The 22,271-nt window shown below is 59.8% G+C and carries 27 protein-coding genes; 15 read left to right on the top strand and 12 right to left on the bottom strand.

Annotation, left to right across the window (positions count from 1 at the left end; all coding sequences use genetic code 11):
- Nucleotide 1: 1 nt before the first annotated feature.
- Nucleotides 2-451, bottom strand: coding sequence for a D-aminoacyl-tRNA deacylase (gene dtd, locus FVE67_RS03995; protein WP_168719362.1), 450 nt, complete (start codon nt 449-451; stop codon nt 2-4).
- Nucleotides 448-2,487: a putative bifunctional diguanylate cyclase/phosphodiesterase gene (locus FVE67_RS03990; protein WP_168719361.1), complete on the bottom strand. Its 2,040-nt coding sequence runs from the start codon at nt 2,485-2,487 to the stop codon at nt 448-450. Before FVE67_RS03990 ends, dtd begins: the two co-directional genes overlap by 4 nt.
- Nucleotides 2,488-2,600: 113 nt before the next feature.
- Between FVE67_RS03990 and rplM the strand changes: the two genes are divergently transcribed.
- The 7 genes from rplM to FVE67_RS03955 all read left to right on the top strand — a co-directional run bounded on the left by rplM (nt 2,601) and on the right by FVE67_RS03955 (nt 8,597).
- A complete protein-coding gene (gene rplM, locus FVE67_RS03985; protein WP_168719360.1) occupies nt 2,601-3,050 on the top strand; it encodes a 50S ribosomal protein L13 in 450 nt (149 codons plus the stop codon).
- A gap of 13 nt (nt 3,051-3,063) precedes the next feature.
- Nucleotides 3,064-3,465 carry a 30S ribosomal protein S9 gene (gene rpsI / locus FVE67_RS03980; RefSeq protein WP_168719359.1) on the top strand — a complete coding sequence of 134 codons (402 nt, stop codon included), beginning with the start codon at nt 3,064-3,066 and terminating at the stop codon, nt 3,463-3,465.
- Between the two features lie 21 nt (nt 3,466-3,486).
- Nucleotides 3,487-4,521: an N-acetyl-gamma-glutamyl-phosphate reductase gene (gene argC / locus FVE67_RS03975; RefSeq protein WP_168719358.1), complete on the top strand. Its 1,035-nt coding sequence runs from the start codon at nt 3,487-3,489 to the stop codon at nt 4,519-4,521.
- A gap of 2 nt (nt 4,522-4,523) precedes the next feature.
- Nucleotides 4,524-5,315 carry a tRNA pseudouridine(38-40) synthase TruA gene (truA, locus tag FVE67_RS03970; protein ID WP_168719357.1) on the top strand — a complete coding sequence of 264 codons (792 nt, stop codon included), beginning with the start codon at nt 4,524-4,526 and terminating at the stop codon, nt 5,313-5,315.
- Complete coding sequence (locus FVE67_RS03965; protein WP_168719356.1) at nt 5,312-6,508, top strand: pyridoxal phosphate-dependent aminotransferase; 1,197 nt, start codon at nt 5,312-5,314, stop codon at nt 6,506-6,508. The genes truA and FVE67_RS03965 overlap by 4 nt, the downstream gene beginning before the upstream one ends.
- A gap of 68 nt (nt 6,509-6,576) precedes the next feature.
- Nucleotides 6,577-7,785 carry an HD domain-containing phosphohydrolase gene (locus tag FVE67_RS03960; RefSeq protein WP_168719355.1) on the top strand — a complete coding sequence of 403 codons (1,209 nt, stop codon included), beginning with the start codon at nt 6,577-6,579 and terminating at the stop codon, nt 7,783-7,785.
- 2 nt (nt 7,786-7,787) lie between these two features.
- On the top strand, nt 7,788-8,597 hold the full coding sequence (locus tag FVE67_RS03955; RefSeq protein ID WP_210534652.1) for an MBL fold metallo-hydrolase: 810 nt from the start codon (nt 7,788-7,790) through the stop codon (nt 8,595-8,597).
- A gap of 42 nt (nt 8,598-8,639) precedes the next feature.
- On the opposite strand, the gene FVE67_RS03950 is transcribed toward FVE67_RS03955, so the two are convergent.
- Genes FVE67_RS03950 through FVE67_RS03915 form a run of 8 tightly spaced genes read right to left on the bottom strand, consistent with a single transcriptional unit; the run spans nt 8,640 to nt 16,474 of the window.
- On the bottom strand, nt 8,640-9,944 hold the full coding sequence (locus FVE67_RS03950) for a TolC family protein (protein WP_168719353.1): 1,305 nt from the start codon (nt 9,942-9,944) through the stop codon (nt 8,640-8,642).
- A 4-nt stretch (nt 9,945-9,948) separates the two neighbouring features.
- A complete protein-coding gene (locus FVE67_RS03945; protein ID WP_168719352.1) occupies nt 9,949-11,523 on the bottom strand; it encodes a DHA2 family efflux MFS transporter permease subunit in 1,575 nt (524 codons plus the stop codon).
- The gene (locus FVE67_RS03940; protein WP_168719351.1) at nt 11,523-12,659 is read right to left on the bottom strand and encodes an HlyD family secretion protein; all 1,137 of its coding nucleotides are present in this window, start codon (nt 12,657-12,659) and stop codon (nt 11,523-11,525) included. The genes FVE67_RS03945 and FVE67_RS03940 overlap by 1 nt, the downstream gene beginning before the upstream one ends.
- The gene (locus tag FVE67_RS03935) at nt 12,649-13,254 is read right to left on the bottom strand and encodes a TetR/AcrR family transcriptional regulator (protein ID WP_168719350.1); all 606 of its coding nucleotides are present in this window, start codon (nt 13,252-13,254) and stop codon (nt 12,649-12,651) included. The genes FVE67_RS03940 and FVE67_RS03935 overlap by 11 nt, the downstream gene beginning before the upstream one ends.
- Nucleotides 13,255-13,298: 44 nt before the next feature.
- On the bottom strand, nt 13,299-13,673 hold the full coding sequence (locus tag FVE67_RS03930) for a cyclophilin-like fold protein (protein ID WP_168719349.1): 375 nt from the start codon (nt 13,671-13,673) through the stop codon (nt 13,299-13,301).
- A complete protein-coding gene (tmk, locus tag FVE67_RS03925) occupies nt 13,651-14,772 on the bottom strand; it encodes a dTMP kinase (RefSeq protein WP_210534651.1) in 1,122 nt (373 codons plus the stop codon). The genes FVE67_RS03930 and tmk overlap by 23 nt, the downstream gene beginning before the upstream one ends.
- Complete coding sequence (locus FVE67_RS03920; RefSeq protein WP_168719347.1) at nt 14,763-15,347, bottom strand: Smr/MutS family protein; 585 nt, start codon at nt 15,345-15,347, stop codon at nt 14,763-14,765. The genes tmk and FVE67_RS03920 overlap by 10 nt, the downstream gene beginning before the upstream one ends.
- Before the next feature lie 5 nt (nt 15,348-15,352).
- The gene (locus tag FVE67_RS03915) at nt 15,353-16,474 is read right to left on the bottom strand and encodes a DUF362 domain-containing protein (RefSeq protein WP_168719346.1); all 1,122 of its coding nucleotides are present in this window, start codon (nt 16,472-16,474) and stop codon (nt 15,353-15,355) included.
- 49 nt (nt 16,475-16,523) lie between these two features.
- Here FVE67_RS03915 and ahbA point away from each other — a divergent pair, with 49 nt between their 5' ends.
- The 8 genes from ahbA to FVE67_RS03875 are packed head-to-tail and all read left to right on the top strand — an operon-like array spanning nt 16,524 to nt 20,720.
- The gene (gene ahbA / locus FVE67_RS03910) at nt 16,524-17,483 is read left to right on the top strand and encodes a siroheme decarboxylase subunit alpha (RefSeq protein WP_168719345.1); all 960 of its coding nucleotides are present in this window, start codon (nt 16,524-16,526) and stop codon (nt 17,481-17,483) included.
- A 52-nt stretch (nt 17,484-17,535) separates the two neighbouring features.
- Nucleotides 17,536-17,892 carry an ABC transporter permease subunit gene (locus FVE67_RS03905; protein WP_168719344.1) on the top strand — a complete coding sequence of 119 codons (357 nt, stop codon included), beginning with the start codon at nt 17,536-17,538 and terminating at the stop codon, nt 17,890-17,892.
- Complete coding sequence (locus FVE67_RS03900) at nt 17,871-18,413, top strand: branched-chain amino acid ABC transporter permease (protein WP_168719343.1); 543 nt, start codon at nt 17,871-17,873, stop codon at nt 18,411-18,413. The genes FVE67_RS03905 and FVE67_RS03900 overlap by 22 nt, the downstream gene beginning before the upstream one ends.
- Entirely contained in the window at nt 18,308-18,673 is a 366-nt protein-coding gene (locus FVE67_RS03895) for a branched-chain amino acid ABC transporter permease (protein ID WP_168719342.1), read from the top strand. Before FVE67_RS03900 ends, FVE67_RS03895 begins: the two co-directional genes overlap by 106 nt.
- A 27-nt stretch (nt 18,674-18,700) precedes the next feature.
- Nucleotides 18,701-18,898 carry an ATP-binding cassette domain-containing protein gene (locus FVE67_RS03890; RefSeq protein WP_168719341.1) on the top strand — a complete coding sequence of 66 codons (198 nt, stop codon included), beginning with the start codon at nt 18,701-18,703 and terminating at the stop codon, nt 18,896-18,898.
- Entirely contained in the window at nt 18,831-19,115 is a 285-nt protein-coding gene (locus tag FVE67_RS03885) for an ATP-binding cassette domain-containing protein (protein ID WP_168719340.1), read from the top strand. The genes FVE67_RS03890 and FVE67_RS03885 overlap by 68 nt, the downstream gene beginning before the upstream one ends.
- A 35-nt stretch (nt 19,116-19,150) precedes the next feature.
- Nucleotides 19,151-20,284: an ABC transporter substrate-binding protein gene (locus FVE67_RS03880; protein WP_168719339.1), complete on the top strand. Its 1,134-nt coding sequence runs from the start codon at nt 19,151-19,153 to the stop codon at nt 20,282-20,284.
- A complete protein-coding gene (locus FVE67_RS03875) occupies nt 20,271-20,720 on the top strand; it encodes a phosphatidylglycerophosphatase A family protein (RefSeq protein ID WP_168719338.1) in 450 nt (149 codons plus the stop codon). Before FVE67_RS03880 ends, FVE67_RS03875 begins: the two co-directional genes overlap by 14 nt.
- Here FVE67_RS03875 and FVE67_RS03870 read toward each other — a convergent pair.
- On the bottom strand, nt 20,710-21,621 hold the full coding sequence (locus FVE67_RS03870; protein ID WP_168719337.1) for a type II secretion system protein: 912 nt from the start codon (nt 21,619-21,621) through the stop codon (nt 20,710-20,712). The genes FVE67_RS03875 and FVE67_RS03870 overlap by 11 nt on opposite strands.
- Nucleotides 21,618-22,265 carry a precorrin-2 dehydrogenase/sirohydrochlorin ferrochelatase family protein gene (locus FVE67_RS03865; RefSeq protein ID WP_168719336.1) on the bottom strand — a complete coding sequence of 216 codons (648 nt, stop codon included), beginning with the start codon at nt 22,263-22,265 and terminating at the stop codon, nt 21,618-21,620. The genes FVE67_RS03870 and FVE67_RS03865 overlap by 4 nt, the downstream gene beginning before the upstream one ends.
- Between the last annotated feature and the right edge of the window lie 6 nt (nt 22,266-22,271).

Raw genomic sequence — 22,271 nt, 5'->3', positions numbered from 1 at the left:
CTTAGAGTCTCTTGCGGGAGTCCAGGATGAGGGTTACCGGCCCGTCGTTGGTCAGGAAGACCTCCATGTAGGCCCCGAAGACCCCGGTCTTTACCGGAAGGCCCGCTTCGGTGAGTTTGCGGGCCAGGGCCTCACAGAGGGCGCGGGCCTTTTCGGGGTCTTCGGCGGGATCAAAAGAGGGCCGCCGGCCCTTACGACAATCCCCACAGACCGTAAAATTGGAGACCAAAAGGATCTCTCCCCCTGCTTCGGAGAGGGCCCGATTGAGTTTCCCGGCCTCATCCTCAAAGATCCTCAGGCCGGCGATTTTTCCGGCCATCCACCGGAGGTCCTCCTCCGTATCCCCCTTTTCCACCCCCAGAAGGACCAGGAGGCCCCGGCCGATGCGGGCCACCTCCCGGCCCGTCACCCGCACTCCGGCCTCCTTTACCCGCTGGACCACCGCCCTCAAAGGAACCTCCCGAAGTCTTCGATCCTTACGGGACGGCCGAAGAAATACCCCTGTCCCTCCTCACATCCCAATTTAAGAAGGATCTCCACCTGGTCAGCCCTTTCGATCCCCTCGGCCAGCCCCCGGGCCCCTACGCTTCGGGCCAACTCCAGAATGGTGCGGATCACATGGAGGGCCTTGGAGTCCAAGGGAAGGGCGCTTACAAAAAATTGGTCCACCTTGATCCGGTCCACGGCGAATTCTACCAGGTAGCGCAGAGAGGAATAACCCATGCCGAAATCATCCAGGGCCACTTTGAGCCCTAGGGAGCGAAGATCCTCAAGGATTTTGAGGGTCAGGGCCGGATCTTCCATGGCCGTGGACTCGGTGATCTCTAGAAAAAGCTTCTCCGGAGGAAAGTTCGCTTCCGTAAGGGCCTTTTCTATCCGGAGCGAAAGGTCTCTTTTGCAGAACTGGCGGGGGGAAAAATTGAGGGCCAGCTCCAGGCCCTTTTCCCGGGCCAGGGGGCCAAACTCCTTGAGGGCCTGAGAAAGGACATAGTCTCCCAGGGGCTCGATGAGCCCGGTGCGCTCCGCCAAGGGGATGAATTTCGCCGGGGCGATAGGCCCCAATTCCGGATGTTGCCAGCGCACCAGGGCTTCCGCTCCGATAACCTGCTTTTTCTGGAGGGTCACAATGGGCTGGTAAGACAGGAAAAATTCTCCCTTTTTAAGCCCTTCAAGGAGGGCCCGTTTCAGAAAGTCTTCTTCCAGAAGAAGTCGCTCTAACTCCGGAGAGTAGAGGGCGTAGGGTTCGTCGGCCTCTTTGGCCCGTTTGAGGGCTATTTCGGCCTTGCTAACCACTTCTTCGGGATCTTCGCCGTCTCGAGGGAAGACCGCCCCTCCCATACGGGGAAAAAGAAAAATTTCCCGAGAATCCAACCGGAAGGGCCTTTCAAAGAGACCTTGAATCTTCCGAATTACCGCGGCCACACTTCCCAGTCCCCGGAGGTCCCTCAAGGCCAGGGCGAATTTGTCGGCAAAGAGGCGGGCCTTGAGATCTTCTTCCCGCAGTTGATGGGCGAGTCTGCGGGCTACTTCCTTAAGAAGGGTGTCTCCCGCTTCGTAACCATGGGCGGCGTTGATCTCCCGAAATTTCCGAAAATCCAGGACCAGCACCAGGATCTCTTCCCGGTGCCTCCGGGCTCCAAGAAGCAGGGCCCGCAGTCTTTCTAAAAAGAGCGTGCGGTTGGGGAGTCCGGTGAGCCCGTCAAAGAGGGCTACTTCCGTAAGGCGCCTTTCCAGGACCTTTTGCGGGGTGAGATCCAGCCCGATGCCCAGGCCCAGGACCTCCCCCTGCCAGGGGAGACTTTCGGCCAGAAAGTTGACCACCCTCTCCTTTCCGTTTTTAGTGAGAAGGACGATCTCGGTATAGAGTTCCGGGCCCGGGGCCTTCCCGGAAAGTCGCCGGCGGACCCGCTCCTTGATCTTTTCCCGGAAGCGGGGATGGACCACCTCCCAAACGTATTTTTCTCGCAGTTCCTCCAGGGTGTAGCCCAGAGACTTAAGCACATAGGGGTTGGCGTAGACGAACTTTTCCCGATAAAGGATGACCCCCACCGGGGCCCTCTCGGAAACCTCCTGCCAGAACCGGGCTTCCCGCCGGAGATTTTCCTCAAGATCCTTCTGGAGAGTGATGTCTAGGAGCACCCCCAGGGCAAGTGCCGAGTCCCCATCCTCAAGGAGGATCCTCAGACAGATTCGCCCCCATCGGATCTCCGGCAAAAGCAGAGGAAGTTCCTCACAGACTTTTCCTTCCTCAAGGAGTTTCCTTAAGGCCCCTTCAAACTTTTCCCTTTCCTCGGGAGGGATGATCCTTTGGAAGGCCTCCGGAAGGGAGGGCCCCTCCAAACCCGGAGGGGGACCTCCGAAGAAATGGAGAGTCCGGATACTTAAGGGCCCCTTTTCTATTTCCAGGGCGAAGACCGGGAAAGGGAGTTCTCCCAGGCAGGACTCGCACTTTCTTTCAAAAAAGCCCCACTTGGCAATCCCGTCCACAGGATTAGAATAGACTTTCCTCGGGTTCAAAGTCAAGGAAGAGTTGCCCTTGACAAGGCCGCGGGGGTGTTTTTTAGTTAAGCCCGGCAATCTGTGTGGAGGGGAGTACGGCTATGGAGATCTTTACGCCGCAGACGCCCATGCCTACCAAGGAGGAGGCCTTGGCCAAGCGGGAGTGGTATGTGGTGGACGCCTCGGGCAAGACTCTGGGGCGCTTGGCTTCGGAGATCGCCAAACGCTTGCGGGGAAAACACCGTCCGGAGTTCGCCCCGCACCTCGATCTGGGGGATTTTGTGGTGGTGATCAATGCGGAGAAGGTGCGCCTTACGGGAAAGAAGCTCGACCAGAAGATCTACTGGCGGCACTCGGGCTATATGGGAGGACTCAAGTTGCGTACGGCCCGCCAGATGCTGGAAAAAAAGCCCGAGGAGGTTATTCGCCTGGCGGTCAAGCGCATGCTTCCTAAAAACCGTCTGGGCCGCAAGCTCCTCAAGAAGCTCAAGGTCTATGCCGGCCCGGAGCATCCGCACCAGGCCCAGAACCCCAAACCCTTTGAAATCTAGGAGGTGAGTCCTCATGGCCGAAACCCAGGAGAGATACTACGCCACCGGTAAGCGCAAAACGGCCATCGCCCGGGTGTGGCTCAGGCCCGGAAACGGCCGTATTGTAGTTAATCAGAAGGATTTCGATGAATATTTTTACGACCACATCGTGGCCCGCTATATTGTAGAGCAGCCCTTTCGTCTTACGGGCACCGAGGGCAAGTTTGACGTCATCTGTACCGTAAAAGGCGGGGGCAAGAACGCGCAGGCCGAGGCCATCCGACACGGGATCGCCAAGGCCCTCACGGAGTATCATCCCGATTATCGTCCCCCTCTCAAGAAGGCGGGGCTCCTTACCCGGGACGCCCGGGTCAAAGAGCGCAAGAAGTACGGTCTGCGTGGGGCCCGGCGCGGACAGCAGTACTCCAAGCGGTAAAGTCCTTAAAGGAGGGAGCTTTTGGTCCGGGTGGCCGTGGTTGGGGCCACGGGTTATACGGGACTTGAGTGTTTGCGCCTGGCCGCGGCTCACCCCGAAATACGGGTCACCTGTGTGACCTCCCGTCGGGAGGCCGGCCGCCGCCTTTCCGATTACTGGGGCTTCAAGCCCTACCCCGAGGATCTGGAAATCCTCCCTCCGGAGCCGGAAACCATAGCCGAAAAAGCCGAAGTGGCCCTCCTCTGCGTGCCTCACGGCACCGCCCAGGAGATGGCCGCAGAACTTCTTTCCCGGGGCCTTCGGGTCATTGACCTTTCCGCGGACTTCCGTCTCCCGGATCCGGCCCTTTACGAGAGCTGGTACGAGACCCCGCACCGCTTTCCTCATCTTCTTTCCGAGGCCGTCTACGGTCTTCCGGAGATCTATGCCCCGGAGATCCGCAGGGCACGGCTGGTGGCCAATCCCGGCTGTTATCCCACCGCGGCCCTCCTGCCCCTCCTTCCCCTATTGGAGGCCGGTCTTATCGAGGCCGAAGACCTCCTGGTGGATGCCAAAAGCGGGGTCTCCGGGGCCGGGCGCAAGGGCGAGGTGGCCCTTTCCTTCTGTGAAGTCCACGAAGACTTTCGAGCCTATAAGGTGGCCAGCCATCGCCATACCCCGGAGATGGAAGTTCAACTCTCCCGGGCTGCGGGAAGGGAGGTCCGGATTCTCTTCACCCCCCACCTTACTCCCATGCAGCGGGGGATCTTCGCCACCATTTACGCCCGTCCGCGGGCTCCGGAAAAGGAGATCTACGAGACCTTGCGGGAGTTCTACCGAGAAAAACCCTTCGTGGAGGTCCTTCCCCCCGGAAGGCCCCCTCGGGTGGCCGAGGTCCGGGGAAGCAACCTCTGCCGCATAGGTCTCAAGGTGGACGCACGCACCGGATGTCTTCTTCTCCTTTCGGTGATCGACAACCTGGTCAAGGGGGCCAGCGGCCAGGCCCTGCAAAACCTCAACCTGATGTGCGGCCTTCCGGAAGACCTGGGGCTTCCGCGGGTGCCGCTCCATCCTTAAAGATGCGCAATCTCCGACTGCTCATCGCCTATGACGGCACCAACTATTTAGGCTGGCAGCGCCAAAAACAGGGCCCCACCATCCAGGGCATCCTCGAAGATACCTTGCGGCAGATCCTGGGGCACAAGGTGAAGTTGCGGGCGGCTGGGCGCACGGACGCCGGGGTGCACGCCCTGGGCCAGGTGGCCCACTTCCACACCACCAGCAAGCGCGACCTGGAGACCCTCTTTCGGGCCTTAAACGCCCTTCTTCCCAAGGATATCGCCGTCTTGCGCGTGGAGGAGGTGGATTTCAAGTTTCACGCCCAGCATCACGCCCTGCGTAAGACCTACTTTTATCAGATTTACAATCATCCGGTGCGCCACCCCCTTCTCCGGCTTTACAGCTGGTGGGTGCCCGAACCCCTGGATCTCGAGGCCATGAAGGCCTGTCTGCCGCACATTATCGGGGAGCGGGACTTTGCCAGTTTTCGCAAGTCCGGGACCGATCTCAAAAGTACGGTGCGCACGGTTTACGAGGCGGCCTTCAAGCGCGTGCCCGGAGTGGCCCATCTTCTGCGTTTTGAGATCACCGGCCGGGGCTTCATGCGCTACATGGTGCGGAACATTGTGGGGGCTTTGGTGGAGGTGGGCCGGGGACGCTTGGGGCCGGAAGATTTTCTGAAGATCCTGGAGGCCCGGGACCGTTCGGTGGCCCCGCCCCCGGCCCCGCCGCAGGGGCTCTTCCTCAAAGAGGTCTATTACGGTAAAAAGTGGAGAGCCAAAGATTACGCCCCCAAGGGGGTCAAGAGATGAAACTCTCCGAGCGCATTCGGCGGCTCAAGCCTTCGGCCACGCTTGCCGTGGACGCCCGGGCCAAGGAGTTGCGGGCCCAAGGGGTGGATGTGATCAACCTTTCGGCCGGAGAGCCCGACTTCGATACCCCGGCCCATATCCGCGAGGCGGCCAAAAGGGCCCTGGATGAGGGTTTCACCCGCTATCTCCCGGCCGCCGGTCTTCCGGAGCTCCGGGAGGCGGTCTGCTTCCGCCTCAAGGAGGATTACGGATTTGAGTACCGGCCCGCGGAAGTCCTCATCACCTGCGGGGCCAAGCAGGCCCTCTACAATCTGGCCCAGGCCTTGCTTGACCCCGGGGACGAAGTCCTCATTCTGGCCCCCTACTGGGTCTCTTATCCCCCCATCGTGGAGCTGGCCGGAGGGGTGCCGGTGATCGTCCCCTCTTCGGCGGAGGAAAATTTTGAGCCCACCCCGGAAGAGCTGGAGGCCCGTCTGAGCGAGCGCACCCGAGGTCTCATCCTGAACAGTCCTTCTAATCCTACCGGGACCATCTATTCCCGGGATTTTCTGGCGGCGGTGGCCGAAATGGCTCGCCGGCATGGTCTCTGGATCATAAGTGACGACATTTACGATCGCCTGCGTTTCGACGGGGCCCGGCCGGAAAATCTGCTTTCCGTGGCCCCGGATTTGCGGGAACGGGTCTTTCTGGTGAACGGGGTCTCCAAGGCTTACGCCATGACCGGCTGGCGCATTGGCTGGGCCGTGGGGCCGGAGGAGGTCATTCGGGCCTGCGCCAAACTTCAGGGACAGAGCACCTCCAACGCCACGGCCTTCGCCCAGAAGGCCGCGGTGGTGGCCCTTTCCGGCCCTCAGGACTGTGTGGAGGAGATGCGCCGGGCCTTTGCCGAACGGGCGGCCTTCCTCTTTGAGGCCCTTTCGGCCATTCCGGGGATCCGGCCCCATCGACCCAAGGGGACCTTTTATCTCTTTGCCGACTTCTCCTCCTTTTACGGCCGGAGGAGCCCTTCCGGAAAGGAGATCCGGGGCTCGGTGGATCTGGCTACCTATCTCCTGGAGGAGGGGCGGGTAGCCACCGTGCCCGGGGTGGCCTTCGGAGAGGACCGCTTTTTGCGCCTTTCCTTCGCCCAGAGCCTCGAGACCCTGAAGGAGGCCGTCTCCCGTCTCGAGGCGGCGCTAGCGGAGCTACGCTAAAAGGGGGAAGTTTGCAACCTTTAATTCCTCTTGAACGTGTCATTTTTGCTATATCCAAGGCCCTGGATATGTCTTATCCTGCTTTGGCGGAACATCAACTCCGAGTTTCTTATTTGGCCCGGATATTAGGACGAGAAGTGGGATTTTCCGGAAAAGAACTTGAAGCCCTGGTGATCGCAGGGGCCTTGCATGACCTGGCCCTTTTTACTTCTGTAGACAAAAAGTTAGCCCTGGAAGAGGACCCTCAAACTCTCGAAAGGCATGCCCGCTGGGGATATGCGCTTCTTCGTGGTTTTCCCTACCTGCGCCGTAGCGCGGAATTTATTCTTCATCATCATGCCCCGTGGCAGATCTTAAAAGAAAAAGACGATCAAATGTGGGCCCTCGGGAGCAATATTCTTCGTTTGGCAGATACCTTAGAAATCCGCTCCCGAGAACTTCGTCCATTGCTTTTTTACCGCTCTAGGCTCTTAGAGGATCTCAATTCTTTAAAAGGCAGTGAATTCGCCCCTGAGGTGATAGAGGCTTTACACCGTGCTGGAGAAAAGGAACTCTTCTGGCTTCGTCTTGAGAATTTTTCTAAGGAACGGGAGGTTATTTTTCAGACGGAGACGGCCACTCATCTTCCCTGTGACCAGATAGAATTTTTGACCCGGCTTTTTGCTCTGATCATCGATCTTAAGAGCCCTTTTACCCGCATTCATTCAGCCGGAGTAGCCGCGGTTACGGACTGGCTGGCAGAGGTTTTAGGATTTCGGGATTTTATGCGGGTATTTTTGAGAGTAGCGGCCTATCTTCACGATCTGGGAAAATTAGCTGTACCTGAGGCCATCCTCAACAAGCCCGGCCACTTAACCGAGGAGGAGTGGGCCGTAATGAAGGCCCATCCCTTTTATACCTTTCGCATTCTTGAGGAAATTCCGAATTTAGAGATGGTTAACTATATAGCTTCTGCTCATCATGAGCGGCTGGATGGGCGGGGCTATCCGGCTAAACTTTCCGCCCCTGATTTGTCCTTGGGGGCGCGGGTTCTAGCCGTAGCGGATGTCACCACCGCCCTTTTAGAGGATCGACCCTACCGGAAGGGCTTTTTGCCGGAAAAAGCTCGAGGGATTTTGGGAGAACTTTCGGGATCGGCCCTTGACCCAGAAATTGTCTCTTTAGTTGTAGGAAATATGGAATATGTGGTCAACTTGATAAGATATGTTGAGGAAAAACGTCTGGAGCAGCTGAGCACCCTAGGGTACTGGGAGTCAAAATCTGGTAGAGGAATTTAGAAATGCAGATTTTCTTTTTGGGAACGGGTGGGTCGGAGGGGTTGCCCTGTCCTCACTGTTTTTGTGACCACTGCCGCGAGGCCCGAAAATACCCCCTCTTTCGCCGAGTGCCCAGTGCAGTTCTGGTATTAAATGCTCGAGGAGAAGCCCTGCTGGTGGATGCCGGAACAGACGTGGCCGAGGTCTGTGACGGCCTGAACCTTCAGGGAGTCCTTCTTACTCACTGGCACGCCGACCATTATGCCGGTCTTTTCCGTTTGGGCTGGAGTCCCCACCCTCTGCCCCTGGTCTCTCCTGAGCCCGGCCGAGGCCGCAAGCTCTTGCCCAAGGGGCTTAAGGAGAGGCGGGGTGCTCCTCTGAAAGCTCTGGAGCTGGGCTCCTTCAGGATTTTTCCCCTCTCCCTTAAGCACACCGTCCCCACCTGGGGATATTTGGTGGAGGACGAAGAGGGCCATTCCGTGGCCTTCCTCTGGGACACCAAGGGGCTGCCCCTCGAGACCGAGGCCTTTTTGCGACGCTACCGGCCGCATCTTGCGGTGGTGGATGCTACCTATCCCCCAGAAATTCAGGCGGAAAACCACAATAACCTTCGAGAGGCCGCGGAGATAGGGCTTTCTTTAGCCCACGAGGTCCTGCTTACCCACATCTCTCATCAGAATCACTCGCCCTTTTTCCTTGAGGAATATTTGGGCAGGGCCTTTCCCCAAAGTCCGGTGGCCTTGGCCTATGACGGTCTCAAGCACTCCCTGGCCTATCCCCTAAGCCTATCTCTCAAAGAGGCCGAGGGTTCCTCCCTAAGTGGAATCCCCTGATGGTTCGAGAGGGAAAAGGCCCACAATTTTCGGGAGGAGATCTCAGGGCAGGTCGGGAAGGCCTACGGCGTGGGCCAGGCGGGCCCGGGCTATTTCGTAAGCGGAAAGAGCGGAGACTTCATGGGTTTCAGCCTGGAGGAGCAGGGTTTCGGCGTCCATGACCTCCGTGGTGTCGGAAAGACCTTCCCGAAAGCGGGCCCGCACCAGGCGGAAGTTTTCCCGGGCCGCGGCCACCCCCTTGCGGGCCGCCTCCACCTGCCGCCGGGCGGCGCGAAGCTGGAGATAGGCCTCCTTCACCTCTAGGGCCACCTGGTCCTTCACTTCTTGCAGAAGAAACTTCTGGGCCGCAAGTTCCGCCCGGGCGGCCGCTACCTCCTGGCCTCGGAGGCCCCAGTCCCAGATCTCCCAGTTCAGGGAGAGTCCCACCCAGGCGTTTTCCCGGTCGCCGTAAGGGTTTTCGGAAAGAGCGAAGGTGTCCCCCCGCTTGTAGTACTGGGCCTCCAGGTCCAGCCAGGGAAAGTAGCGGCTGCGGGCCAGCCGCACCTCCTTTTCCCGCATTCTTATGGCCAGTTCGGCGGCCCGCACCTCCGGGCGGTGCTCAAAGGCTGATTTCACCAGGTTTTCGCAGGAGGCCTTTAACGGCCGCTGGGGAAACTCCGGGACCACCTTCAAGGGGGCCGAAAGGGGGCGCTGAAGGAGGAGATTGAGCCGGGCCCGGGCCACGGCCAGCCGGCTTTCCGCAGCGGCAACCCGATAGCGGGCCTCTTCTACCTGGGCTTCGGCCTCAAGGAGCTGGTTGCGGGCCACCAGTCCCTGCCGCAAAAATCCGCGGACGTCCTTGAGATGGGCCCGGCGTCGGGCTAGCGACTTTCGGGCCAGCTCCACCTCTTTTTCCGCCTCTACCAGACCGAAATAGGCCTCCCGCACCTTGAGGAGGATCTCCTGCCGGAGCCGGGCCTCTTCTACCGCGGAAAGCCGTACCCGGAGTTTGGCCAGGGCCTGTCGGGTGGAGATGGCCAGCCCGTGAAATACGGGAAGCCTTACGGTGATGGCCAGGAGGGCTTCCTCTCGATCCCTTAAGGGATAAGCCCCGAAGGGAGTCTTGATCAGTTCGGGGTCGCGATAGGCCCGATACTCGTAAGTGCCGTAAAGCTTAGGAAGGTGCTCTCGAAAGGCCGCCTTTTCCCGGGCCTGAGCCGCTTCTTTCTGGAAAAGTGCGGCCTTAAGCGCCGGATATCGGGATAGAGCTAACTTTTCGCACTCCTTAAGGGTAAGGACCGGGGATTCGGCAAGGACCGATCCGGCGAGGGCTCCCCAAAGCAGGATCCAGAAAAGAAGGGTCCTCAAGTTTTCACCCCCCCACTTTCCCCATCTCCTGGCGCAGGGTCCGGAAAAAGAGGATCATCAGGAAGAGCGCTCCGATAAGGGCCCAGTAGTAGGTGCGCCGGAAGGTGTCCTGAAAGGCCCAGCTTGTGGCGTAGAGCCTTTCCACCCCGAAAAAGAGGGCCTTGGCCTTGTGAAGGGCCAGAGCCGAAGGAAAATAGGGCTCCAGGAAGGCCTTTCCCTGGCGAAGGGCCCTCTCCACCAGGGCCGGATTCTGGAGGGCGGTGAGCTCCTGGAAGTGAAAATCCGTGCGGTAGGTGAGGGTATTGGTGGCCAGGGCGGTGCCGAAGGAACCTCCGATAAAGCGCTGGTAGTGAAGGAGGACCACTCCCAGGCCGGTGCGCGGCCCGAGGCCCGAAAGGGTGATCCGGGTAAGGGGAGGGAAGAAGGTCCCCATGGCTATTCCCAGGGGTACGGTATAGAGGGCCGCGGTAAGGGCCGGAGTGTAGTAGTTAAGCCGCGGGAGAAGAAAGAGGGAACAGAAGGAATAGATGAGAAAGCTCACCAGGAGGAGATACTCCGGGCGAAAGCGATCGCTCAGGGCCCCGGAGATCACGGAAAAAAGCCCGATGAAGGCCGCAAAGGCCAGCATGTGGAGTCCGGCCTGAAAGGTGGTGAGTCCCTTGAGGTTTTCATAATAAAGGGGAAGGAGATAGAAGATCTGGTACATGGAAAAGCCCAGGACGAAGAAATGGTAGGCCATGGTAAACCCGAAACTGGGAATGAGGTAGATGGAAAGATCAAGGAGGGGACGCCGGGAAAGGAGCTCACTTATGAGATAGGCCAGAAGGGAAAGTAGGGCTACGAAGCCCAGGAGCCCGATAAGTTGCGACTGAAACCAGCCGAGCTGCTGCCCCTTGGCCAGAAGCACCAGAAGGGAGACGGTGAAAGTGGAAAGAAAGAGGTAGCTCAGGGGGTTGAAGGTAAAACGGCCGCTCTTTCCCAGACCCCGGGGCAGGAAAAAGAGCCCGGCCAGCAGATTCAGAATCCCTACGGGAAGATTCACATAAAAGACCCAGCGCCAGGAAAGGTGTTCGGTGAGGAACCCTCCCAGAGTGGGCCCCAGGGCCGGGGCAAAGCTTACCCCCAGCCCGAAGATCCCCATAGCCAGCCCGTGACGCTCCCGGGGATAGACGGCCAGGAGTATGGTCTGGGCCGAGGCGGTGATAAAGGATTCTCCCAGACCCTGGGCTATCCGCCAGAAGACCATGGAGGCCAGGGAGTGGCTCATCCCGCACATGGCCGAGGAGAAGGTAAAGAGGGCCAGGCCGAAAAGGAAGGTGCGGGCATAGCCTACGGCCGGGGCCAGGGAGACCACGAAGATAAGCCCCACGGCGGCCGCGGTCATATAAGAGGTGATCACCCACTGGATGCCGTAAAGGTCCGTGGAAAGGGGCCCCATCATTTTGGGCACCACCACGTCCACGATGGTGGTGTCCAGAATGGCCATGAAAAAGCCGGCCATAACGATAAAGGTGATGAGCACCCGATCCAGGGTGGGAACCGGATAGTAAAAACCGGAAGAAGTCGGGACTTCGGCCATCAGAGATCCCTCCGGATCTCCACCTCACCCCCGAGACCCACGCGCAGAAGCTCTACCGGCCCTTGAGTGAGGCGGATCTTTACCGGGACCCTCTGGGCCACTTTGGTGAATTCTCCGGCGGAGATGTCCCGGGGAACCAGGGCGAACTTGGCTGCGGTGGCCGGGAGCACCGCGGTGACCACTCCGCGGAATTCCTTTCCCGGGTAAGCATCGATCCGGATGCGGGCCTCACAGCCCGGCTTTACCCCCCGGAGTTTGTTCTCTTCGAGGAGGACCAGGATATAAAGCTTGGAGAAGTCCACCACGGCATAAACCGGCTCTCCCGGGCCCACCACATCACCTACGGTGTGAAAGCGTTTGGCGATGTAGCCGGAGGTGGGGCTTTTAAGTTTGCAGTAAGAAAGGAGGACCCGGGCCTCGGCCAAGGCCTTCTCCTGGGCCCGGATCCGGGCTTCAAGGGCCGCAAGTTCCTTTTTCTTCTCTTGAATGAGTTTGCGCTGGTTCCGGGCCCGGGCCTTTTCTTTTTCTGCCGCCCGTATGGCGGCGGCAAGGGCGGCCCGGCGGGCGGTGAGGGCCCGGTATCTTTCTCGGAGGGTGGCGGCCTGGGTGGCCACCTCTTCGAAACGATGGCGGGCCACCAGACCCTCCCGCCATAGTCTTTCGAAGCGTTGGCGGTCGCGTTCGGCCTGGGAGAGTTGAGCCGAAAGGGCCGCCCTCTCCCCTTCCACCGCCTCTCTTTCGGCAGAGAGGCGTTCTATCTCGTGGCCGGCCTGGGCCTCCCGTAAGGCAATCTCCCGGGTTAGACGCCGAATTTCGATCCTGAGGGCCTCGGCCTTTCTCTTCAGTGCCCCAAGATTTTCCTCTAGGGTCTTGGCCTTCAGGGCATAGGTGGTCTCGTCCAGAGCGGCGAGAAGCTCTCCGGCGGAGACCGGCTCTCCTTCCTCCTTTAAAAGTTTCCTGATCCGGCCCCCCACCTGGTCAAAGGAGACCAGGGCCAAGGAATCGGTCTCCACGAAAACGGCGTTGGTGACGGCGTAAAGGTGCCGATGCCAGAGAAACCGGGCCAGAAGGGCCAGCAGGAGGAGAAAAAAGAAGGCCAATACCGCCACCGCCAGACGGCGATGCTTAGGGGGCATGGGCTTCCTCCTCGGGGATTAGAGCCCGGGTAAGGAGAGGCCAGAGGTCTTTGGCGGTGGGGAAAGGACTCCGCCCCTCCAGGGCCTCCACCACCGCGGTGGCGATCACCCCGTCCACCAGGGCGGCGTAGAGCCGGGGTCTTGAGGAAAGGGGATGGGGAAGACGAGAAAGAACCTCCCCTAGGGCCGAAAGATACTCTTCATAAAGTTCCGGAAGTACCCGAGCCCTTACCCCCTGGAAACGAGCCTCCCAGACCTCCCGTAGGTGGAGGCCCAGGATGTCCTGGTTTTCCTCAAGGGCCGCAAGTTTCACCGTCAGGAATTCCCGGAGGAGGGGAAGGACCGGGGCCTCCTTCCTGAGGACCGCAAGAACCCGCCCGTGGATCCGCCGGGCCACCTCTTCGAGCAGGGTCTGGTAGAGGTCCGCCTTTCCGGAGAAGAACTGGTAAAGGGTCCCTACGGCCACCCCGGCCCTCCGGGCGATGTCCACCATGCGCGCCCCGTGAAAGCCCTTCTCGGAAAAGACGGAAAGGGCCGCGGCTAGGATCTCCCGGCGTAGCTCGGCCCGGAGGGCCTTCTTTGAACGCCTGTTCATATTTTGAATGCTAATTCAAAGAGGTGGGGCGGGTCAAGGGGGGGCTATCTTTTTTCCAGGCGGATGCGGCTTGTGCCCTTGACCTCTCTAAGGCGGGAAGGGTCGTCCAGGAGGCGTCCTACCAGGTTGACCTCGCTTGCGGGTACAGGGTCCGGGCCGGTGGAGGCCGGGGTGGGCCCGAAAAAGAGGGCCAGGGCGCGGCCCGGAGGCCAGTAGCCAAGATCTCCGGCCCTCACCTTCAGGGTGTAAGTCTCGTCGGGTTCACATTCTACGGGTACCCGGAAGTAAAACTCGTCTCCCCACTCCTGGACCTCGGCCTCCAGGGGCAGGGCCTCATAGATCCGGCGGGCACATTCGGTCTCGGCAAGTTCTGCTTTAAGCTTGAGGCCTCCGATCTCAATCCAGATGGGATAGGGCATGGAGGACCTCCTCTACCAGTTTCTCCAGGGGTTCTCTGCCGAAAACCCTCAAATGCCGGAAGCGGGGAAGAAGGTCTTCGTAGAGGCGGGAAATGGCCGCAAGCCTTTCCGGGGTCTCAAAAGCTTCCCGCCCTTGTCCCCGCCTTTTAATTCGTTGCAGGGCCTCTTCCAGGGGAAGATCCACAAAGACTACCAGATCCGGGACCGGGGCTACGGTCTCGTTCCGCCGCCAGAGTCCCTGCAGGGAAAGCCCCTGACTTCCCTGATAGGCCAGAGTAGAGGGGTAGTAACGGTCGCAGAGAATGATTTTGCCCTGGAGGAGGGCCGGGATAAGGAGCTTTTCTGCGTGTTCCCAGCGATCCCGAAAAAAGAGCTCCGCATAGGCCTGGGGAGAAAGAGGAGTGCCTTTGGTCAGATGTTCTCGGATCTTCTGCCCCCATTCTCCGCCGGAGGGCTCCTGGGTGAGGACTACCGGAAGGCCCTGGGCCTTGAGCCTCCGGGCCACCTCCTGGGCCAGGGTGCTTTTCCCCGAGCCATCAAGCCCTTCAAAGACCAGGAGTCTTCCCGGACGGTCAAACTCCACCCGGATACGGTTTACCAGGAAGTCCCGGTTTTCCGGGGTGATCTCACAGAAGATGGGGCCTTCGAGCTCGAAGATTTCTTCCAGAAAGGGCACCTTGCCGTAGCCTACCGAAGCTAGCAGAGGTTCCGGGCCGGAAAGGAGCTCCCGGATACGGTGGCGAAAGGCCTCGGAGAAGATCTCCATTTTGCCGATTTCGTCCACCACGTAGAGGGTCCCGGGCTCGGCCGGGGCCAGGGCCGAAAGGGCCAGTTTCTCGAAGGTCTCCAAGAAGACCCGATATTTTCCTACCTGGGGCCAGCCCCGCCCCTTCCTGGCTAACCAGGCCTCCCGCCCATCCAGGGTGTGGATCTTGAAACCGATCCGCCGCCCGCCCTCGCGTACCTCCCGGGTTATAAAGCCCCGTTTGGGCCCGGAAAGGTCTTCCACTACCCGGGAAATCAGGGTGGTCTTCCCGGTGCCGGGAAGCCCGTGGATGAGCACCTTGCGTCGTCCGTGGGCCGGGAGTCTCATCGCCATTTTCTCAGGGTAAGTAAAACATAGGTGGCTCCGGGCCCACCGTCACAGGGCCGGGCCGTGGCGTAGGCCAGGACGTGCCTCCTTAAGGGCCCCTTTTCCAACCAGAAGCGCACCTTTTCTTTAAGGACCGGCCCTCGCGGAGAGGAAAGACCCCGACCGTGGATGATGAGCACACAGCGGTCTCCCCGAAAGAGGCATTCCCTGAGGAACTGATGGAAGGCCTCTTCGGCTTCGGCCACGGTAAGGCCGTGAAGATCCAGGACCCGGCTCCAGGCAATCCGTCCCTCCCGGAGCTTGCGCAGGAGTTCCTTGGTGACCCCCGGGGCCCGCCCTTCCATGTATTCCGAGGTCTGCCAGACCCGCACCCGCAGGGGCTCCGGGGGCCAGGTCTTCTCTTCAAAACGCGGAGGCTTCCGGAACCCCGGGGCCCAGAAGATCTCCTTTTTGGGCCGGAGAGGCTTGACCTGGCGAAAGAATTCCTCCGGGTCCTCCTCGCAGATGGGTCTTTCTGGCCCCGGAGGGAGTTCCTCCTTGCGGATCTTTTCCTTGAGGACCTCAAAGGGTCTAAACCCCATTGTTTTCACTCCTCCAGCTTTATCAGTTCGTATTTCCGGCTTCCCAGGCCCAGTTTTTCGGCGTGATCCAGGGTGATTTCCCAGGGCAATTCCGGATAAAGCCGCCGAAACTTATCCTCTCCCGGTCCACAGGCTTCTACCTTGGAGCCCGGAAGTCCTGCGGCCTGATTGACCAGATCCACCGAGGCCTGATCCAGGGCCACCGGATCCTCCGAGGCCAGGATACCCAGGTCGGGCACCAGGGGATAGTCGTTAAAGGGATAGCAGTCACAGGCCGGAGAGACCTGAAGGACGAAGTTGAGAAAAAAGACTCTTCCTCTCTTGGGAAGGATGACCGCCGCGGCGTATTCGGCCATCTTGCGCATAAAAAGTTCGGCTTTTTCGTTCCACTGGACCTTGATGGCCTCCTGGGGGCACACGGCGATACATTCTCCGCAACCGATACAGCGTTTCTCGTTAATGCGGTAGCGGGGTTTTTTCACCCCTTTCGCCGGCTCCGGAGCTCCTACCGGGCAGAACTCCGCACAGGTCCCACAGGCTACACAGAGTTTCTTGTCGATCTTCGGGGCCACGGTGGAGTGTTGCTCGAGTTTTCCCTTGCGGGCGGCACACCCCATGCCTACGTTTTTCAGGGCTCCGCCGAAGGCCGAAAGCTCGTGGCCCTTGAAGTGGGTGAGCACCACCAGGCCGTCGGCCCGGACGATCTCCTTGGCTAGGAAAAACTCCTTGAGCACCGGGAAATCCATCTCCACCCGCTCATAGGAATTGCCTCGCAGGCCGTCGGCAACGATAAGGGGGGCCCCCACCACCGCATAATCGAATCCGTTGGCGATGGCGGTCTCCAGATGACTTACCGCATCGGAGCGGCTTCCCCGGTAAAGGGTGTTGGTGTCGGTAAGAAAGGGTTTGACCCCCAGGCCTTTCAGATGATCCACCACCCGGCGGACCCACTGGGGCCGGAGATGAGCCAGGTTCCCGGCCTCGCCAAAATGGAGCTTTACCCCTACCAGGGCCCCGGGGCGAAAGCGCCCTTTCATTTCCAGAGCGGAAAGGAGGGCCGTAACCTTTTCCAGAAGGGAGGCCTTCTTTTTTAGATGAAGATCCACCCAGAAGACGCGGCTCGCCATGAGAAAACCCCCTTTCCCCGATCCGGGCTTTCCAGTTACTATTAAAGCTATGGATAAGAAAGATCGCAAGCTCCTTAACCTGGTCCAGAAAGAATTCCCTTTGGAGGAAAGCCCCTTTGCTCTCCTGGGGGAACGCCTAGGGCTTTCGGAAACGGAGGTCCTTTCCCGCCTGGAACGGCTTTCCCAGGAGGGAATCCTGCGCCAGATAGGGGGGATTTTCAATCCCCAGGCCCTGGGTTATCGGACCACTCTGGCGGCCTTTGAGGTACCGGAGGAGGGGATCTCTCGGGCCGCAGAGGTGATCAATGCCCACCCGGGGGTGAGTCATAACTACCTGCGGGATCACCGGCTGAACCTCTGGTTCACCCTGGCGGTACCCCCGGGACGGAACCTGGAGGAAGAACTGGCCTCTCTGGCCCGGGCCGCGGCCGCCAGGCGGTATCTTATACTCCCCATCCGGAGGGTCTTTCGCATTGCGGTGGTCTTTGATCTGGAGGAGGGGGTGACCGGAGATGGAGGGCCTCCCCGGATTTCGGAAAACCTGATCCCGGACGAAAGAACCGTCCGGCTGGTGCGGGCCACCCAGGAGCCTCTGCCCCTTGTCCCCCGGCCCTTTTCCGAGGTGGCCCGGCAGGCCCGGGTCTCGGAGGAGGAACTCCTCACCTGGATTCGGGAGATGCTCCGGCGAGGGGTTATGCGGCGCTTTGCCGGACTGGTGCGTCACCATCGGGCCGGATTCCGGGAAAACATCATGGTGGCCTGGCGGGTGCCGGAAGAAAGGATGGAGGAGATAGGCCGGGCCCTGGCCTCTGAGCCGGGCATAACCCATTGTTACGAGAGGGAAAGCTACCCCGACTGGCCTTACAATCTTTACACCATGTTGCACGCCCGGAAGGCCCCCGAGGAGCGGGTTGCGGAGATAGCCCGCCGCCACCATCTCACCGACTACCTTCCCCTCCGCACCGTAAAGGAACTCAAAAAGACCCGCCTGAAACTCTTTACGGAATAGGCCTCCCCTGGGAATTGTCCGGGAGGGTTTTTGGGGTAGGAAAGACAGGCGTATGGAGGCCTGGGTTCTTCTGCAGTTTGTCTTTTCCGGGCTTACGGCCGGGGCCATTTATGCCCTGGTGGCCCTGGGTTTCTGCGTGGTGGAAAAGAGCCTGTGCATCGTAAACTTTGCTCAGGGGGACTTTTTGACCCTGGCCGGCTTTCTCGCCGGAACCCTCCTTAAAGGACCTGGAGCTCCCCTGGCTCCTTGCGGCCCTTCTGGCCGTCCTCGGAGCGGGCCTTTGCGGCTTTCTCCTGGAAAGGGTGGCCCTTCGGCCGGCCCGCACCCGGGGCCCCCTCGCCCTCATTTTTATCACCATCGGGGCCTCCATCTTTCTGCACGCTCACGGTGGCCAATTTCACTGCCTTAAATGTACTCACGGTCTCGGGTCTGGTCCTTCTCATCGGTTATGCCGGGGAGATCTCGCTGGGGCACGCCGGCTTCTGGGCCTTGGGAGCCTATGGCTCGGCCCTCCTTTCCCTCAGGCTGGGGATCCCTCCCCTTCTTTCCACCCTGGCGGTGGTGGCCGGAGGGACCTTGCTGGCTGCTCTCCTCGGACGCCTGATCCTGCGCCTTAAAGGAAACTACCTGGTCATGGCCACCCTGGCCTTCAACCTCATGGTTTACTACTTCCTGGTGGAGGCCGAAGGACTCACCGGAGGCCCTCCGGGCCTTCCGGGTATACCTCCCTACCGTTTAGGCCCTTATGTCCTTTCCGGGGACCCCCTCTTTTATTACTTCTTATGGGGGGTGACCCTGGCCGCCTTTTTTTCCTTTTTAACCTGGTGCACTCCGGAGAGGGCCGGGCCCTCAAGGCCCTCTCCGAGGAGGCCGCGGCCGCCTGTCTGGGGATCTCTCCCCTGCGCTACAAGATTCTGGCCTTTGCCGTGAGTGCGGCCTGCGCCCTTCTGGCCGGGGCCTTCTATGCCCATTATCTCTCCTTTATCAGTCCCAAAACCTTTGACATTTTCTTTTCCGTAGAACTGGTCACCATGTGCCTTTTCGGGGGAAAGGGCTCCCTCTGGGGAGCTCTCCTCGGGGCCGGAGTCCTCACCCCTCTTCCCCACCTTCTGGAGATCCTGGAAGACTACCGGGATTTCTTTTATGGAGGGCTTCTCATGGGGCTTCTCATCTTTTCCCCGAGGGCCTGAGCGGGCTGGGGAAGCGCTGGAGAGGAGATGCTTGAGATAGACGGGGTGAGTAAAAGCTTCGGAGGGCTTGCGGTCCTTTCCCGGGTGAGTTTTCGCGTGCGGCCCGGGGAGATTGTGGGCCTTATCGGGCCCAACGGAGCGGGCAAGACCACCCTCCTTGAACATTATCTCCGGAATCCTTTCCGAAGACGAAGGAGAGGTCCGCCTTGGAGGGGCCTCCCTTAAGGGGCTTTCTCCCTGGGAGAGGGCCGCCCGGGGCCTGGCCCGTACCTTTCAGCATATCCGTATCTTTCCGGGGATGAGTGTGCTGGAAAACGTCCTTTGCGGGTTCCACCTTCGGCGCCAAACCGGGTTCCTTTCCGCCCTCCTTCACCTTCCCCGAGCCCTTCGGGAGGAGGTCCGGAACCATCCCGCCGTCCTTGAAGCCTATATGGGAAAATGATATGAGGGGGAAGATCCTTTAAAAGGAGGAAGCTTATGCGGAAGGGGCTGTTTTTAGTGGGCCTCTTTCTTCTGGGGCTTTGCGGAGGGGTTTTCGCCCAGGAGTCCATCAAGATCGGGGCCCTTTTTGCCCTTTCCGGGCCGGCGGCCTTCATCGGGACCCCCACCAAGCTGGTGGCGGAGATCAACAAGGAGGGGGGAATTCATGGCCGGCCGCTAAAGCTGGTCCTGGGAGATACGGAGGGCGATCCCAGCAAGGCCGTGGGTTTTATTTACAAGGAAAAAGTGGTGGCGATCATCGGCCCCACCCGCACCGGAACCGGCATGGCGGTAAAGCCCCTGGTGGAGGCGGCCCGGGTGCCCACCATCATGACCGTGGGTGGAGACCCGGTAATCATGGGGGGACGATTCGGTTCCTACCGTTACATCTTCAAGACCCCCCAGCGTTCAAGCACCGCCGTACGCAAGATCTACGGCTATCTTCGGAAAAAGGGCCTCACCAAAGTAGGACTCCTTACGGCCACCGATGGGTTCGGCAAGGACGGCCGCAAGTGGCTGGAAAAGCTGGCCCCGGAGTACGGGTTGACCATTGTGGCCGCCGAGTCCTTTAATCCCCGGGATACGGACATGACCACCCAGCTGGCCAAAATCTGGCGCAGGCGCCCCCAGGTAATCGTGGCCTGGACTATTGGGCCGGCCGGGGCCATTATCGCCAAGAATGTGAAACAGCTGGGCCTCCCCGTGCCTCTTTTCCAGTGTCACGGGCTCCCGGATCCCAAATATATCGAGCTTGCCGGCCCGGCGGCCGAGGGCAACCTCATGCCCTCCACCAAGCTCATGGCCTGGGAGCAACTTCCGGACTCCGACCCTCAGAAGCCGGTGATCGCCCATTTCGTGCACCTTTACCGGGAGGTCTATCATTACGACCGCGAGTTCCCCATCAACACCCATTCCGGGTACGCCTGGGATGCGGTCATGATCCTGGCCCGGGCCCTGAAGAAGGTGGGGCCGGATCGGGAAAGGGTACGGGAGGCCATCGAGAACCTCAGGGGTTATGTGGGAATAAGCGGGGTCTATCGTTTTACCCCAGAGGACCACAACGGGCTCGATGAATCCTCCATGATTATCGTGAAGATCAAGAACGGACGCTGGATCCTTGAAGATTACTGAGCGTCTGGCCTGGCTGGCGGCCACCTGCTTCGGTCTGGGGAAGATCCCCTGGGCCCCGGGCACCTGGGGCTCGGGGGTGGGGATTTTCCTGGCCTGGGCCACCGCAGGGTGGCCTTTAGGAGGAAAGGGCGCCCTCCTTGCCGGGCTCACCCTTATCGGGGTCTGGGCCTCGGGGCGGGTGGCCCGGAGGCTTACGGAGGAAGACCCCTCCTGCGTGATCCTCGACGAGGTGGCCGGGGCCTATCTGGCGGCCCTGGCCTTTCACTCCGGGCTCGAACTCCTGGGGGCCTTTCTACTTTTCCGTCTCCTGGACATCTTCAAACCCTGGCCCCTCAAGCTCTTTGAGAGACTTCCCGGCGGCTGGGGGATCATGGCCGACGATCTGGCCGCCGGAGCTCTGGCCCTCTTGCTGAGGCTGGTCTTGGCTAGGGGTTGATAGTCAAAGCAAGGCTCTTTTGAACCACGCTTCCGTCCGCATCTCTCACAAAAAAGGTCAACCTGTAGGTGCCGGACCCGGTGGCATTTCCTGAAAATTGTAGGTAAGCACACCGAGGCCAAAGATCATTACCGTCCGAACAATTACCATCAGGAGCCACGGGATTGGTACCATTGCAGTCTAGCCCGAGACCTATACCCACCAAACCGTCACGGTCTTCTACACACCATTCATAAGCCTCTCCCGTAAAAGGGACTCCTCCTGCCGCATAAACTCGTGCATTATATGTAGAATTTTCATAGCCAGAGGGCAACTCATTATTCAATATTCGCAGATATTCTTCTCGATAAGGACATTTCAACTTGGCTTTAAGTTCGTTAAGGCTAACATATTGCACCATATCGTCATAACTTTCGGGACGATTGAGATCCGAGGGATTATCGTCCACACTGGCCGTATCCGGGGTATAGATCCTTATAGGAGAATTACTAGCTGTTTGGAGATTGTAATTGGGCCCACCACTAAAAATTACAAAAGCTAGGTCACTTTTGGTCTGATTCCCTTCATTGTAATCAATGACCTGCAAAGAAGTCTTTTGGCGAGCACAAGTACCGGTAGAGGATAGTTCGGGGGCTATAACACACACAAAATCTTTGCCCCAAACATCCTTGATGTATTTTAAGGCCTGAGAGCAATTAGCTGAGGAGGGAAGTCTTCCGTTGTGGGTGAGGGCGTAACCGATGAGGGCCTCCACATTGGACCTCAGGCGTTCAAGATTCTCGTTGTAACGAGACCTCTTGATCAAAAGTCCTACTAGACCCGCACCCATACCTAGCAGAATCCCTATAATCACCAGGGTAATGGCCAGCTCTATGAGGGTAAATCCTTGATTAGCCTTCACTTTAAGTCTTCCGGAAAACTTAGTCCTTCTTTTTCGGCCAGGGCCCGCACATAATGCCAGTCGCCCTGGCGGATCCACTCCGGAAGGGGGGCCAGGGCCAGCCGGTTGAAGAGGACCCGGCGTTCCTCCTCGGGGAGATCGCGGGAGAGGATCTCCCGCCGCCAGCGGGCCATGAGCTCCAGATAAACTTCCCACTCCGGCCCAAATTCTTCCTCCAGCCGCTCGCGAATCCTGCGGGCCGCCGCCGGGCTGGCCCCGGAGGTGGAGATGGCCAGCTGCAACCTGCCCCGCCGCACCACCGAGGGGACAATAAAAGAGCAGATTTCCGGTTTGTCCACCACATTGCAAAAGAGCCCCCGCTCCTCAGCCTCCCGGAATACGGCCTCCTGCACCCCGGGATCATCGGTAGCCGCGACTACCAGCCAGGCCCCGGAAAGATCTCCCTCCCGATACGGACGGACCTCGAGTTCCACCCGCCCCTCTTCGGCCCACCGCCGGAGGGTCTCCGTGACCTCCGGGGCGATGACCCGCACCCGGGCCCCGGCCTCCAGCAGGGCCTCCACCTTGCGCTCCGCCACCTCCCCTCCCCCCACCACCACACAGAGCCGGCCTTCAAGTTTTAAAAAGACGGGATAGTATCTCATAGCCCC

The sequence above is a fragment of the Thermosulfurimonas marina genome (genome assembly GCF_012317585.1).
GTDB classification, from domain to species: domain Bacteria; phylum Desulfobacterota; class Thermodesulfobacteria; order Thermodesulfobacteriales; family Thermodesulfobacteriaceae; genus Thermosulfurimonas_A; species Thermosulfurimonas_A marina.
The sequence above is the reverse complement of the archived record's forward strand: the minus strand, read 5'-3'. Positions and strand labels throughout refer to the sequence as shown.

Coding starts and splice junctions, on each gene's coding strand:
- FVE67_RS03955 (WP_210534652.1), top strand. CDS start 7,788: ATGCAGATTTTCTTTTTGGGAACGGGTGGGTCGGAGGGGTTGCCCTGT.
- FVE67_RS03945 (WP_168719352.1), bottom strand. CDS start 11,523: ATGGCCGAAGTCCCGACTTCTTCCGGTTTTTACTATCCGGTTCCCACC.
- FVE67_RS03965 (WP_168719356.1), top strand. CDS start 5,312: ATGAAACTCTCCGAGCGCATTCGGCGGCTCAAGCCTTCGGCCACGCTT.
- FVE67_RS03940 (WP_168719351.1), bottom strand. CDS start 12,659: ATGCCCCCTAAGCATCGCCGTCTGGCGGTGGCGGTATTGGCCTTCTTT.
- FVE67_RS03865 (WP_168719336.1), bottom strand. CDS start 22,265: ATGAGATACTATCCCGTCTTTTTAAAACTTGAAGGCCGGCTCTGTGTG.
- rpsI (WP_168719359.1), top strand. CDS start 3,064: ATGGCCGAAACCCAGGAGAGATACTACGCCACCGGTAAGCGCAAAACG.
- FVE67_RS03935 (WP_168719350.1), bottom strand. CDS start 13,254: ATGAACAGGCGTTCAAAGAAGGCCCTCCGGGCCGAGCTACGCCGGGAG.
- FVE67_RS03960 (WP_168719355.1), top strand. CDS start 6,577: ATGTCTTATCCTGCTTTGGCGGAACATCAACTCCGAGTTTCTTATTTG.
- FVE67_RS03905 (WP_168719344.1), top strand. CDS start 17,536: ATGGAGGCCTGGGTTCTTCTGCAGTTTGTCTTTTCCGGGCTTACGGCC.
- rplM (WP_168719360.1), top strand. CDS start 2,601: ATGGAGATCTTTACGCCGCAGACGCCCATGCCTACCAAGGAGGAGGCC.
- FVE67_RS03880 (WP_168719339.1), top strand. CDS start 19,151: ATGCGGAAGGGGCTGTTTTTAGTGGGCCTCTTTCTTCTGGGGCTTTGC.
- tmk (WP_210534651.1), bottom strand. CDS start 14,772: ATGGCGATGAGACTCCCGGCCCACGGACGACGCAAGGTGCTCATCCAC.
- truA (WP_168719357.1), top strand. CDS start 4,524: ATGCGCAATCTCCGACTGCTCATCGCCTATGACGGCACCAACTATTTA.
- FVE67_RS03890 (WP_168719341.1), top strand. CDS start 18,701: ATGCTTGAGATAGACGGGGTGAGTAAAAGCTTCGGAGGGCTTGCGGTC.
- FVE67_RS03915 (WP_168719346.1), bottom strand. CDS start 16,474: ATGGCGAGCCGCGTCTTCTGGGTGGATCTTCATCTAAAAAAGAAGGCC.
- FVE67_RS03920 (WP_168719347.1), bottom strand. CDS start 15,347: ATGGGGTTTAGACCCTTTGAGGTCCTCAAGGAAAAGATCCGCAAGGAG.
- ahbA (WP_168719345.1), top strand. CDS start 16,524: ATGGATAAGAAAGATCGCAAGCTCCTTAACCTGGTCCAGAAAGAATTC.
- FVE67_RS03930 (WP_168719349.1), bottom strand. CDS start 13,673: ATGCCCTATCCCATCTGGATTGAGATCGGAGGCCTCAAGCTTAAAGCA.